At 76.0% G+C, this 13,381-nt stretch carries 7 protein-coding genes and 1 pseudogene; 5 read left to right on the top strand and 3 right to left on the bottom strand.

The genetic code is table 11. The features are described from left to right. Positions 1–247: 247 nt before the first annotated feature. Positions 248–1,675 carry an MFS transporter gene (locus ACIP82_RS27530; protein ID WP_363610952.1) on the bottom strand — a complete coding sequence of 476 codons (1,428 nt, stop codon included), beginning with the start codon at positions 1,673–1,675 and terminating at the stop codon, positions 248–250. A gap of 719 nt (positions 1,676–2,394) precedes the next feature. Between ACIP82_RS27530 and ACIP82_RS27525 the strand changes: the two genes are divergently transcribed. From ACIP82_RS27525 to ACIP82_RS27515, 3 genes are all read left to right on the top strand, one after another. After that, entirely contained in the window at positions 2,395–4,545 is a 2,151-nt protein-coding gene (locus ACIP82_RS27525; protein WP_363610950.1) for an asparagine synthase-related protein, read from the top strand. A 113-nt stretch (positions 4,546–4,658) separates the two neighbouring features. Next, positions 4,659–5,180 (top strand): universal stress protein, encoded by a 522-nt coding sequence (locus ACIP82_RS27520; RefSeq protein ID WP_363610948.1) that lies wholly within the window; start codon positions 4,659–4,661, stop codon positions 5,178–5,180. 157 nt (positions 5,181–5,337) lie between these two features. Beyond that, positions 5,338–6,042 carry a DsbA family oxidoreductase gene (locus tag ACIP82_RS27515; RefSeq protein WP_400657140.1) on the top strand — a complete coding sequence of 235 codons (705 nt, stop codon included), beginning with the start codon at positions 5,338–5,340 and terminating at the stop codon, positions 6,040–6,042. 69 nt (positions 6,043–6,111) lie between these two features. On the opposite strand, the gene ACIP82_RS27510 is transcribed toward ACIP82_RS27515, so the two are convergent. Both ACIP82_RS27510 and ACIP82_RS27505 read right to left on the bottom strand, forming a co-directional pair. Next, a complete protein-coding gene (locus ACIP82_RS27510) occupies positions 6,112–8,340 on the bottom strand; it encodes a sigma-70 family RNA polymerase sigma factor (protein WP_400657138.1) in 2,229 nt (742 codons plus the stop codon). Positions 8,341–8,678: 338 nt separating this feature from the next. Further along, positions 8,679–9,602: a TetR/AcrR family transcriptional regulator gene (locus tag ACIP82_RS27505; protein ID WP_400657136.1), complete on the bottom strand. Its 924-nt coding sequence runs from the start codon at positions 9,600–9,602 to the stop codon at positions 8,679–8,681. Between the two features lie 531 nt (positions 9,603–10,133). Between ACIP82_RS27505 and ACIP82_RS27500 the strand changes: the two genes are divergently transcribed. After that, complete coding sequence (locus ACIP82_RS27500; RefSeq protein WP_363611061.1) at positions 10,134–11,597, top strand: FAD-dependent oxidoreductase; 1,464 nt, start codon at positions 10,134–10,136, stop codon at positions 11,595–11,597. Positions 11,598–11,770: 173 nt separating this feature from the next. Continuing rightward, positions 11,771–13,048: pseudogene (locus ACIP82_RS27495) on the top strand (PP2C family protein-serine/threonine phosphatase); the annotation flags it as partial. Positions 13,049–13,381: the final 333 nt, after the last annotated feature.

Below are 13,381 nucleotides of genomic sequence, written 5' to 3'. Positions count from 1 at the left end.
CGTATGGGTGTCCAGAGATCGAAGGCGGCGAGGTACACAGCCGCTCTACCGACTGAGCTACACCGGCCCGGAGCCGGTGACGGGACTCGAACCCGCGACCCGCCCATTGACAGTGGAAGTAACCTCTGCCTGCGCACCTGGACGAGAGAGACCATAGCCAGGCCTCTCCCGTCGGTGCATCCGAATTACCGTCAGGCGCCCGCGTCCCGGCCCCGCGTTCGGGCTTCACAGCCCGGCCGGCCGGGCGTCACGCCGGGGCGACCAGGATCGAGCGGGCCCGTTCGGTCAACTCCCGTACCCGGCGTTCACCCTGGAAGGGTTCGAGGCGGCGGAGCATCTCGACCACGTACTCGCGGCTGCGCTGGGAGGAGATCCGGCCGGCCACCTCGACGGCGCGCTCGCCGGCGGCGACCGCGGCGTCCAGGTTGCCGGCCTCGGCCTCCGCCATGGCGGAGACCACCAGCCGCAGGCCGTGTGATCGGACGAAGCCCTCGGTGGGCCTGGCCAGCGCCTCCCGGGTGAACTGGCGGACCTTGGAAGGCACTCCGAGGTCGCGGAAGCACTCGGCGGCGTCGGCGGCGAGCCGGTCGTAGGCGTAGAAGTCGATCCACGCCGGATCGGGATCCCCGGCGCGAGCCCGTTCGAGTGCGCTCTCCGCCGCGCCGAGCGCCGTCGCACACGCCGCCGCGTTGCGGGCCTTGGCCTGGGCCCGCGCCTCCACCAGGTGGAAGAAGCTCATGGTGCGGGTGGTGGCCAGCCCCCGGTTCCGCTCCAGGGCGGCCTGTGCGAGGTCCACCGCCTCCTCGGCGAAGCCGCGGTAGCCGGCCTGCAGGCTCATCGAGGCCAGCACATAGCCGCCGAGCGGGACGTCGGCGGCGGCGCGGGCGAGCCGCAGCGCCTGGATGTAGTAGCGCTGGGCCGCCTCGTGCTGGCCGGTGTCGAACGCCATCCACCCGGCCAGCCTGGTCAGTTCGGCCGTCGCGCCGAACAGTGCCCGGCCGACCGTGTCGCTGTAGGAGGCCAGCAGCAGCGGCGCCGCCTCCACCCGCAGGCACTCCGGCACCATCGAGGAACGCCAGTCCCCGCCACCGTACTTGGAGTCCCAGCGGCGGGCCTCCTGGGCGGCCTCGCGGAGCTTGGCGGCGTCCGAGTGGCCGACCCGGTACGAGCCCGGCTCGGCGGGCGCGCGCGGCGCCTCACGGGCCACTGAGCCGTCCGCCGGGGTGATCAGCCAGCGTGAGACGGGCGTCGCGTAGGCCGCCACCGAGAAGGTGCCGGCCAGGCTGTCGCTCCAGCGGCCGCCACCCGGGCCGCGCCGCAGGTCGAGGTCGACCCGCCAGAGGTCGGTGGCGGAGCGGACGGCCTCGGAGACCTCGCGCGGAAAGGCCAGGCCGAGTTCGGGCGCCGGGTCGGTGTCACCGAGGCCGATCTCCTCCAGCGGCACCGGTCGGCCGAGCTTGCCGCCGATCGCGGTGGCGATCAGATGCGGGACCGGGCCCTGCGGGACCATGCCCTTGCTGACCCAGCGGGCCACCGAGGTCTTGTCGTAGCGGAGCGTCAACCCGCGCTGTGCGCCGAGGTCGTTGACCCTTCGGGCCAGCCCGGCGTTGCTGATCTGGGCGAGGGTCAGGAGCGTGCCGAGCCGTTCGTTCGGTCCTCGTGGGCTGACGGTCATGGTGGCGGCGGCACCTCCTGCGGCCTTGTGCGCGGGGCCCGGGCGGCACCGGGCCGTAGCTGCTGTACCTAGAGTAGTCGGACGCGTTCCGACGGTTAAGAGGCCGCATTCCGGATGGCGGGATCGCGCACCCGCCGGTGGTCGGCGCGCGCCGCGGCGGAGTTGGTCCGGACCGCCCGCCGGTGGCCGGACCGGTGCGGGTCGGCCGCGCGCCGGAGCGTTGTGCTCCGGTCCCGTGTCCATGTGCGCCCGGCCGTGCCCCCTGGCCCGACCGGCTGGTCGGCGATTCGCTGGTGGTCGTGGGTCGGCCCGTCGTCGAGGACCCGGCGGGCCGGGGGATGCCGCCGCCTCAATCCCCGCGGGTGGTGGCGAAGTCCGGGAGGGCATGCGGATGCCCTCCCGGACCGGGCGATGCCTTTCAGCCATTTCGCGATGGGCATGACAAGAGTTGTCGCCCCGGCGGTCCGGGCCGAGGAGGGGGAGGCCCGGCCCGCCCTCCGGGTACCCGCCGAGGACGCTCCCCGGGCCGGTGGGCCGGGCCGGGCGCGGCGGACCGGAAACCAGAACTCCGGTCGCCGGGCGTCCGACCGGTGGCACCATGTCTCCTGACGGTGCGCCGGATCGCGGTGGGCAGCCGCCGCAGCGTGCCACGGGCCGGCGGGAGGCGGCCCGGTGGCGGGTGCGCCACGCGGTGCAGGTCCTCGTCCGGTGGAGGCGCGATGCGGTGGCTGACGGGCTGGAGCACGGGCGTGCCCCGGGCGGGCACACCGGCGCACGAAGCACTCGCCCTGGTGACACCGATCGCCGCGCGCCCCCTCTGGACCGGCCCCAACCCGCTCTGGGCGGTCGGTGACTGGCGGCCCGAGGAGATCCGCCTGGTCACGCTCCGCCCCGGTGCCCCGGCGATCGTCACCACCGGCTCCGGCGGGCCCGATCCGGCCGACGACACCCCCGCCACCATCCGGCTCGCCGTCCTCGGCCACTGCGGCGCCTCCGACGCCGAACTCGCCGCCGGCCTCGCCGCCGCCCGCGGCGGCGCCGTCCGCCACCTCACCGCCTGGCCCGGCAGCCACACCGTCGTGCTGCGCAGCGGCACCCGCTCCACCGTGCTGCTCACCGACCTGGCCGGGGCCCGGCCCGTCTTCCACACCCCCTGGTGCGGCGGCACCGCGTACGCCACCGCCGCCCTCCCGCTCGCCGACCTGATCGGCGCACCCCTCGACACCGGCCACCTCGCCGCCCGGCTCGCCTGCCCCGAGTCGCCGGAGGCGCTCGGCACCGGGACGCCCTACCTCGGGGTGCAGCGCGTCCCGCCCGGCCACGCGCTGGCGGTCCGCGGCGGCCGTCCCTACCTCGCCGCCTACGACGAGCCCGGGGGCGGCCCGCCGCCGCGCGGCGAGGCGCCGGCCGTCCGCGAACTCACCAGGGCCCTGCTGGAATCCGTCCGCTCCCGGGTCCGTACCACCGGGCCCGGCCCCGACGACGCCGGACGGGCCCGGCTGGGCGTCGACCTCTCGTACGGGACGGCCTCCGCGACCGTGGCCCTGCTCGCCGCCGCCGTCCCGCTCGCCCCCGCCGCCCCGGGTGGCGGTGAACGCCTGCCAGCCGTGCGCGGGGGCGCCAGGACCGGCGCCGTGAAGGGCTCCTGGGCCCGCCCGGCGGTCCGGGAACAGCCGGGGCCGGAGCGGTTGGCCGCCGTCACCCTCGACGAGACCGACGGCCCGGTCACCCTCGCACTCGCCCCCGACACCCCCCGGCTGCGGCACACCGTGCTCGCCCCCGGCCCCGGCACCCTTCCGTACGCCGGCCCGGGCGCCGACCCGCGGGCCGGCCGGCTCACCGACGAGCCCGGTCCCGAACTGGTCGCCGCCGCCCGCGCCGAGGCCCGCTTCGACGCCGGCGGCACCGACCACCTGACCGGCTACGGCGCCCGCCAGGTCCTGGACGGGCACCCCGCCCGGCTCGCCGACCTGATCCGGGCCGGCCGCCCGCGCGAACTGCTGCCCCCGGTCGCCGCGCTGGCCGGTGCCGACCGGGCGGCGGTGGGCGTGCTGGCGGGCGCGCTGCGCACCCCGCTCACCGTGGTCCGCGCCGCCCACCGGCTCTCCCGGATCCGCTACGCCGACGCGCTCGACGACGCGGCGGTCAGGCTGACGGTCCGGCACATCGAGGACGAGCGCGGCACGGCGGGCGCCCGCTCCGCCGGCGACCTGGCCTGGTGCGTCCCCGGCCCGGCGGCCCGCTGGCTCTCGGACGAGGCGCTCTCCGCCGTCGCCCTGCGGCTGCGCCTGGCGGCGCGCGAACCGGCGCCCGCCGAGAACCCGGGCGCGCGTCGGGCCAGACACGCGCTCCACCGGCATGCGCGCTCCTTCCGCACGCTGGTCCACGCCGCCGAGCAGCCCGGCCAGCGGCTGCACGCGCCGTTCCTGGACAACCAGGTGGTCCGCGCGGCCCGGCTGCTGCCCGACGACGTCCGGCTCCAGCCCGGCGCCCGGCACGCCCTGCTGCACGCCGTCCTCACCGGCGCCGGCCGCACCGACCTCCCGCCGGACTGGGGCCGCGGCCCCCGCCCCGACCGCGCCGCCCCCGCCCGGGCCGGACTGCGGCTCGCCGCCGACGGGCTCGCCGAACTCTTCGACGCCCCGCTGCTCGCGGAGGCCGGCCTGATCGACCTCCCCGCCGTCCGGGCCGGCCTGGCCGGCTCCGCCGACCCGTCCGCCGTCCTGCCGCCCGGCACCCTGGAGGGACTCGCCGACCTGGTCTCCACCGAGCTGTGGCTGCGCCGCGTCCGCGCCCGCCGCCACGGCGCCTGCTGGACCGGCCTGCCGCTCGCCGAACGCACGGCCCTGACGGCGGCGCGCTTCGCCTGAGCCCGCGGGGCCCGAGGCCGTTGGAGTGTCCGGCGCGGCTCGCCGGCGCGGGTGGGCCGGCGGGCGATCATGGCGAGCGTCCCGTCCCGTACCCCCGCCCCGAGGAGGCCGTGGTGACCAGCGCCAGCCCGGATCCGTCCGTCCCCGTTGTGCTGTCGGTGCTCGGACGCCCGCCGTCCGGCCGTCCACCCGGGGTGCTGGCCGCCTGCGACGGCTCGGACGGTTCGCTCTGGGCGCTGGACCGGGCGATGACCGAGGCCGAACTGTTCGGTCTGCCGCTGTACGTGCTCGCCGTGGTCAACCCGGCCCCGGCCGGCTATCCGCCCGGCATGGCCGAACTGGTGCAGGAGAGCGTCGAGACGCTGGTCGAGAGCATGGCGGACGGCCTGCGGCGCTCGGTGGCCGCCGTTCAGCGGGCCCGCCGCCGCCCGTACGCGGGGGAGCTGTCGCTGCACGTGGTGCTCGGCAACGTGATCGAGGTGCTGCTGGCCGCCTCGGCCCGGCAGCACACGCTGGTGGTCGGCACCCGGGGCAACGGCGGCTTCACCCGGCTGCTGCTGGGCTCGGTGAGCTCGGCGGCCGTCCACCACTCGGCCTGCCCGGTCCTGGTCGTCCCCGCGCCCCCGGACCACTGAGCCGCCGGACCACTGAGCCCCCGGGCCGCAGGGCCCCGGCCGCCGAGCTTCCGGACGGCGGGGCGGTGCGCCGGGCGGGTGCCGGGAATGTACCGAGATGGTTCATCGTTCACCTATCTCGACACGCATCCTCCCCACCCCCTGGAGAACCCCCGTCATGAAGGTCGAGATCTACTCCGACATCGCCTGCCCCTGGTGCTACATCGGCAAGCGCCGCTTCGAGGAGGCTCTGGAGGGCTTCGCGGGCAAGGAGAACGTCGAGGTGGTCTACCGGCCGTACCAGCTGGTGCCGGACGCGCCGGCGACGGCGAGCCCGCACCGCGCGTGGCTGGCCGAGCGCTACGGGCCGCAGTCGGTCGCGATGGACGCCCGGGTGGCCGAGCTCGGCCGCGCCGAGGGCATCACGTACGACTTCGACGCCGCGCTGCACGCCAACACCTTCCTCGGCCACCGGCTGCTGCACCTGGCCGAGACCGAGTACGGCGTGGCGGTCCAGGGGCGGCTGAAGGAGGCGCTGCTCAAGGCGCACTTCACCGACGGCGTGGACGTCGGCGACCGCGAGGCGCTCACCGAGGTGGCCGCGGCCGTCGGCCTGGACCGCGAGCGGGTGGCGGCGTACCTGGCGGGCGACGAGGGCACCGCCGAGGTCCGCGCGCAGCTGGCCGAGGCCCGCGAGCTGGGCATCAACGCCGTGCCGACCTTCGTCTTCGAGGGCAAGTGGGCCGTCCAGGGCGGCCAGGAGGCCGAGACCTTCCGCAAGGTGCTGGAGGAGGTCGCCACCGAGATCGGCGAGCGCCGCCCCGCACCGGTGCAGGTCGCCCCGGCCGGCGAGACCTGCGCGGACGGCTCCTGCGCGATCTGACCGGTCCGCCCGTCCGTTCGGGCCGGCAGCCCGGCCCGGCCGCTCCGGCCAGCCCCCCCGAGGCCCGCTTCAGTCGCACCTGAAGCGGGCCTCGGCCCAGTCGGCCACGTTCAGCGTCGACCAGACCCCGTGCACCGGGGTGACCACCAGCCGGACCGACGTCTGCCCGGTCAGCGGCACGTGCACGGGCACCGCCGCGTCGCCAGTGCCCATCACGGGCGACGTCCACAGCGTGCGGCCGTCGCCGCCCTGCACGGAGAAGACCACGCCGCCGGGTGAGACCGTCAGATCGTCCACCCCGGCCACCGCGTCGAAGGACGTGCAACCGCGGTTGAGGTCGATCAGCGTGGTGGCGGGCGCGTGCACGGTGATGCCGTGCGCGTGGTGCTCCCCGCCGATCGAGACCCCGGCCCGCTGCCAGAACCAGTCGCTGCCCTTCTGCCGGATGCTCGGGACCGGCGGCGGCACCCGGTTGTTGCCGGGCTTCAGAACCGGCAGGGAGTCGGCCCAGAAATCGGAGGGCTTCGGCGGCACGGTCGGGCTGACCGTCGGGGTCGGCACCGTCGGGACGGTCGGTAGTGGCGGGACGGTGGGCATCGGTACGACCGGCACCTCGGGGGTGGGGATCGACGGTACGACCGGGGTCGGCACGACCGGCACCGGTGGCCTGGGCACCGAAGGCTTCGGCGCGGTCGTGACCGGGGACGCCGGCGGCTTCGACGTGGCCGGTCGGCCGGCCGCGGGCACGGGCGCGCCCTGCGGCTGAGGGGACGGCGACCCGGCCGGGGACGGTGGCGTGGCGGCCGGGCTCGTGGCCGGCTCCGGTGCCGACGTCGGTTCGACGCCGACCGGAGCCGGGCCCGGTGCGGGCGGTACCGGTGCCAGGGACGGCGCGGGCACGGCCGGGGAGGAGACTGGGGGAGCGGCCACCGGGGGCTTCGGCTCCGGGGAGCCGGTCAGCGCGTACGCGGCGACGGCGGCGGCGGCCACCGCGACCGCGGCGGCGATGCCGGCCTTGGCCGCCGAGCCCAGGCCCTCGCCCGCGGCCGCGCCGGCCCCGGCACCGGTACCGCCCGAGGCCGCACCCGCGCCGCCCGCCGCCGCACCGCCCGAGGCGACGGCCGCCGTTCCGGCCGCCGCACCACCGACCGCCGCCGCACCGCCCACGGCCGCCGCGGCGGCGCTGAAGCCGCCCACGCCGACCCAGACCAGCACGCCGCCGGGCAGCAGCGCCCGCAGCCCGTGGTTGATCTCGGACAGCTCCAGGCAGGCGGCCGTGCAGCGGTCGCACTCCCTGAGGTGCCGGCCGACCTCCGCCGAGGCGCGCTTGCGCAGTGACCCGCGCGCGTACGCGCCGAGCCGGTTGGCGTACGCCTCGCAGGCCCGCTCCTGGCTGCCCGACACATGCGCCTGCAGGAAACCGGCGGCCAGCCGGTCGCGGGCCCGGTGCGCCTGGACGGCGGTGGCGTTGGCGGTCTTGCCGAGCATCACCGCGACGGTCTTCGGGGACTCCCGCTCGACCTCGGTGTGCCAGAGCACCATCCGGTCGTCCTCGGGCAGTTCGGCGTACGCCTGCATCACCATGCGCTGGTCGGCCAGCGCCATCGCCCAGGCGTCCGCGCCCGGATCGGCCAGGTCGAGGTCCACGGTGGCGGCCGAGGTCTGCGCGAACACACTGAAGTCGTCGACCAGTTGCTCGCGCCGCTCGCTGCGGGTCCAGGCGGCGGCGACATTGCGCACGGCGGTCAGCAGATACGCGCGGACGGCGAACTCCGGCCCCTTGCCGGCCCGCAGCGCCTGCAGCGTGCGGGCGAACACCTCGCCCGCCAGGTCCTCGGCGGTGAAGCTGTCCCGGCAGCAGGTCCGCGCGTAGCGGCGCACCGAGTCCGCATGCCGGCGGTAGATCTCCTCGTACGCGGTGTCGTCGCCGGCCCGCACCCGGGCGGTCAACTCGGCGTCGGAGGGCGGGCGCTCGCCGTCCACCGGGTCGGCGGGGGCGGGCACGGTCGGGCGGGCCGGCCGGCCGGTGCCGACGAAGGCCTCCGGGGCGACGCCGCCCTGGCCGGCCGGGGCCTGGCCCGGCACCCGGTTGGACGGCAGCGCGGCGGCGGAGAACGACTCGCGGCTGGGCATCCCGGCCTGGTCCGGCACCTGCCCGGACCCCAGCCCCGGGCCCGGAGCCGGTCCAGGCGCGGGGGAGCCCGCGGCCGGACCCCCGGACCGGCCCTCAGGCCCGCCCGCGTCGGCCCGGCCGAAGTCGAGGCCGTAGCCGTAGTCGTTCTGTTCCTCGGCGCTCACAACGGACCCCAGATTCCACGACAGCCCCCGTAGTGTGGCAGGGCGTGCGGGAGTGCGTGGGCGCACGGTTCCCCGCTGCACGGCGCCGAGAGCGCTCGAACGGCGCGCATCGGGACATTGGCTCCAACCACGGGCAAAGGATGGCATAGCGCAGAGGCGGGCGGTAGCCGGACCGGCCGCGACCCACTCTTCCGAGGAGCCGTCGCGGATCTGTTCGGCCCGGGTGAGACGCCCGCCGCGATATCGGCCGTACCCGGCGCGCGACCGCTCCGAGCGCGCCGGGAAGCCGTCAACTCCCAGGTATGCCAAGGGTGGGGAGCGCCACCCGGGAACGCCGCTCAGCGCACCCGCAGGCCGTCCAGCAGAATCTGCAGCAGCCGGTCGGAGGGCCCGTCAGCGGGTTGACCGTCCGCCTGCCCGCCTTCCGCCGCCGACGGCCCGCCGGTCGCCGGGACCGGGGCCACCGCCGAGGCCGGAGCCGGCGGGGTGCGCGCGGCGTGCACCGGCACCGAGGCGGTCAGCACCAGCACCACGTCCGCGACCGTCACTCCCGGCCGCAGCTCACCGGCCGCGCCCGCCCGCGCCACCAGGGCGGCGAGGAGTTGCAGCAGCAGCCGCGGGTCCGCGTCGGCGGCCGTCGACGCCGGGTCGCCGACGGCACCCGGCTGCGGCTCGGCGCCCAGCGACTCGTACCGGACGCCGCCGGGAACGGCGCCCGGTACGGCCGGATCGACCGCGCGCTGCCCGGGCACTCTTCCCAGGTCCTCCGCGTACCGGAACGCCTCCGGCGGAAGCAGCCGCCCGGCACCCGTACTCACCGCCCGCGCCAGATAGCCGGCCAACGCCTCCCAGGCCCCGCCGCCGCCGTACAGCGACTCGCGGGCCTGCGCCGTCAGCCAGGCGACCTCCTCGGCGGCGATCCGCTGGACCAGCACCTCCTTGCTCGGGAAGCGCCGGTACACCGTGCCCACCCCGACCCCGGCCCGGCGCGCGACCTCCTCCATCGGCGCGCCGTAGCCGAACTCGCCGAACACCTCACGGGCCGCGCGCAGCACGCTCTCCAGGTTCCGGCGGGCATCCACCCGCAGCCGGGCCCCCGGCGCCGGCCCGCCGCCCTGTGGCGGCTCGGCCCGGTACGGCATGCCGGGGTACGGCATGCCGTGCTGCGGCGGCAGATCCGCGGGGCCGCGCTGCTCCGGCACCACGCCCTGGCCTGCGTGCGACCCACCCGCTCGCCCCAACAGTCGCTCCTGCTCCATCATCCCAACTCTCCCCCGCAGGCGTCCGATGCCGGACCCTGTCGGCGCCCGCCCCTGCACCCCCCGGTGCAGCTCCGTCTGTAAGAAATGACCCGATGACCCATCGCTCGTGCCGCTCGTGCCGTCCAGGTGACGCATGACCACTCACGCATGACGACGCCGACTCCACCACGGCTGGTGCAGCCGGGCCGGGTTGCGCGTCCGGCTCGGCGCGTCGGCACCTCCGCGGGGCTTCGTCCGGGAACTACCCTTCCCCGGATGACTGTCCCGCAGTCGGGTTCTCGCGCCAACACTAGAACTGGCCGTAGTGGCCGCTCCACGGTGCGTCGCCGCCAGTTGTCATGGCGATGGCCGCCCCGAGACACAATCCGACCATAGTTCACGGCAGTTCGCGGCCGAAAGTACGTCAGAAAGTCACCCCGACAGCACATTCGGTCCCAGGAGCCGCTCTCCGTCCCGTCCGCCCCGGCACGGACTGTGGACAAGAGGGCCCCCGGCGGTCCTTCATTGAGGGCGTAGTCCGGGCAGAGCCACATCGGCAGGGGGCGCACCATCAGAATTCTGATCGTCGGCGGCGGCTGCGCCGGGATGTCCGCCGCGTTGCACCTTCAGCGCGGCCTGGGTGAGCGGCTCCGCCGGGGCGAGGCGGAGATCACCGTGGTCGAGCCGCAGCCCTATCTGACCTATCACCCGCTGCTCGCCGAGGTCGCGGCCGGCTCGATCGACCCCCGGCACGTGGTGGTCCCGCTCCGCCGGACCCTGCCCGACTGCCGGGTGCTCACCGCCCGGATCACCCGGATCGAGCACGCCACCCGCCGGGCCTGGGCCGACCCCGCCGCCCGCGGCGAACCGCCCGCGCCGGTCGAACTCGACTACGACATCCTGGTGGTGGCCCCCGGCTCGGTCTCCCGGACGGCGGCCGTCCCCGGCCTGGCCGAGTACGGGCTCGGGTTCTCCACCGTCGGGGAGGCGGTGGGTCTGCGCAACCACATCCTGGAACAGCTCGACCTCGCCTCCGCCACCCGGGACCCGGCCCTGCGCCAGGCCGCGCTCACCTTCGTCTTCGTCGGCGGCGGCTACGCGGGCGTCGGCGCGCTCGCCGAACTGGAGGACATGGCCCGGTACGCCGTCCGCGGTTACCACAACATCAGCCCCGAGGACCTGCGCTGGGTCCTGGTCGAGGCCACCGACCGGATCCTGGCCGAGGAGTCGCCCGAGCTCGCCGCGCACACCCTGGCCCAGTTGCGCGAGCGCAGCGTCGACGTCCGGCTGCGCACCACCCTGGAGTCCGCCGCGGGCCGGGTGACGGCGCTCTCGGACGGCAGCCGCTTCGCCGCCCGCACCCTGGTCTGGACGGCCGGGGTGCGCCCGGCCCCGCTGCTGCGCGACACCGACCTGCCGCTGGACACCACCGGCCGGATCCGCTGTCTGCCCACCCTGCAGGCGATCGGTCCGGACGGGCGGGCGCTGCCCGGGGTCTGGGCGGCCGGGGACTGTGCCGCCGTGCCCGACCCGTGGGGGGACGGCGCGCCCTGCGCGCCCAACGCCCAGCACGCCTTCGCCCAGGCCGAGCAGCTCGCCGCCAATGTGCTGGTCTCGCTGGAGGGCGGCCCCCGCGCGGCCGGGATCGCCGAGTACCGGCCGGACCGTGCCGCCTGTTCGACCTCGCTCGGCATCGGCCGGGCCGTGGCCCACAGCCGGCGCGGCGGGCGGCTCACGGGCCGGCGCGCCTGGTGGCTGCACCGGGCGCGGCACCTGCGCCGGCTGCCGAGCGCCGACCGGCGGGTGCGGGTGCTGATGGACTGGGTGCTGGGCGGGCTGTTCTCCCGCGAGGTGGTGTCGCTGGGGACGCTGGAGCATCCGCGGTCGGAGTTCGAGGCGGGCTTCGGCCCGGGGGCGGGCCCCGGGCCGCGCCCTCGTTCCGGTCCGGGTTCCCGTCCCGGCACCGGAGCGGATCCGGAGCCGGGGCCCGGGCTCGCGGACGAGCGGCCGGCCTGAAGGGGGGCTCCGGAGAACCTGCCGTGACCGATCCGACGGCCGTGCCGGGCGCGCGTGACTTCCGGAATCGGGCCTCCGCCTGACAGGATCTGCCCAACCGAGTCATTACCCCGTGTGCTGCTACGCACACAAAAAGTGATGATATGCCTGAAACCCGAGGAAACGGCCGTCGTTTGAACCTCATGCGCTGGAGCGCGCGGCTCACCGGAGTCCCTTGGCGTGCCGCCCTGCCGACCGGGGCCGACACCCACCAGGGCGCGGCGTCCGGCGACGGCGTCGTGGTCCCCAGCCCCCGCGACCCGACGAGCCCGCTCTGCCCGCAGCGGCCTCAGGACCTGCGCGAGGTGCTGAACCACATCCCCGCGCCGGTCGCCGTCACGTACGGCCCGCTGCACCAGCTCGGCTATGCCAACCGCGCCTACCGGGAGCTCTTCGGCGACCGGCCGACCGGCCTGCCCGCCTGCGACGCCCTGCCCGAACTCGGCGCCATGGGCGTCCTGCCGCTGATGGACCAGGTCATCCGCGGCGGCCGGCCGCGCAGCGTCAAGGCCCGCTGCATCCTCGGCCTCACCGGCAACCGCTACTACAACGTCTCCTGCGTCCCGCTCGGCCGGGACGAGAACGGCCACGACGCGGCGGAGCCGGGGGACGGCCAGGACGGGCCGCCCGCCGGCGTCCTCGTCTTCGCCGCCGAGGTCACCGACCAGGTGCTCGCCGCCACCCGGCTGCGGGAGTCCGAACGCCGCCAGCGCGAGGCCGCCGTCACCCTCCAGCGCAGCCTGCTCCCGCAGAAGCTCGACCAGCCCGCCGACCTCCGGGTCGCCGCCACCTACCAGCCGGGCGGGGCCGAGGCCGCGGTCGGCGGGGACTGGTACGACGTCATCGGCATCGGCGGCGGCCGCACCGCACTCGTCATCGGCGACGTGATGGGCCGGGGGCTGCGGGCGGCCGCGGTCATGGGCCAGCTCCGTACCGCCGTGCGCGCCTACGCCCGTCTCGACCTGCCGCCCCACGAGGTGATGCGTCTGCTCGACGGCCTCGCCATGGAGATCGACGCCAACCAGATCGCCACCTGCACCTACGCCGTCTGGGATCCGCGGCCCCGCACCCTCACCTATGCCTCCGCCGGACACCTCCCCATGCTGCTGCGCTCCCCGGACGGCACCGTCCTGCGCAGCGAGGAACAGAACGGCCCGCCCCTGGGCACCGGCGACGGTGTCCACGTCTCGCACACCCTTCGACTGCTGCCCGGCACCACCGGCGTCCTCTATACCGACGGCCTGGTGGAGCGCAGGGACGAGGACATCGACGAGGGCCTGGACCTGCTGGCCCGTACCCTCGCCGGGGCCGCCGGCGCGCCGGCGGTGATCTGCGCCCGTCTGCTGCGGGCCATGGGCGTCACCTCCGAGCACGACGACGACGTCGCCGTCCTCGCCTTCCAGCTGCCGGCCGGGGAGTCCGCCCCCGGGCCGAAACCCGCTCTTGACTCGCCCTCCCGAGAGGTCTAGTGTTCTTCGAGTTGCCCGACAGGGAGCACCGGACACGCATCGGCGCGGACGGTCCCGGGGCGGCCAATCCACGAAACACCACTTCCCGGTTCTGTCGGGTCGCGTCTGCTTTTCGGGTCGCGGCTCGGGGTGAATTCGGCGTGCGCGTTTATATGGATTGTGGCTGGATTCGCTTTTTGGAGCGGGGATCGGCTAGAGTTTGGAACGTCGGACGGGCCGTCAGGTCGCGGAAGACAGCAGCGAGTTGGGTGAGTGAAACTCCGGAAAACGGAGCGG

The organism is Kitasatospora sp. NPDC088548 (genome assembly GCF_044753005.1).
In the GTDB taxonomy this organism is placed as follows: Bacteria; Actinomycetota; Actinomycetes; order Streptomycetales; family Streptomycetaceae; genus Kitasatospora.
This window is presented reverse-complemented; position numbering and strand designations above follow the sequence as displayed.

What these genes read in the sequence shown, in the direction of transcription:
- ACIP82_RS27530 (WP_363610952.1), bottom strand. Translation starts at nt 1,675, where the DNA reads ATGACCGTCAGCCCACGAGGACCGAACGAACGGCTCGGCACGCTCCTG.
- ACIP82_RS27525 (WP_363610950.1), top strand. Translation starts at nt 2,395, where the DNA reads ATGCGGTGGCTGACGGGCTGGAGCACGGGCGTGCCCCGGGCGGGCACA.
- ACIP82_RS27515 (WP_400657140.1), top strand. Translation starts at nt 5,338, where the DNA reads ATGAAGGTCGAGATCTACTCCGACATCGCCTGCCCCTGGTGCTACATC.
- ACIP82_RS27505 (WP_400657136.1), bottom strand. Translation starts at nt 9,602, where the DNA reads ATGATGGAGCAGGAGCGACTGTTGGGGCGAGCGGGTGGGTCGCACGCA.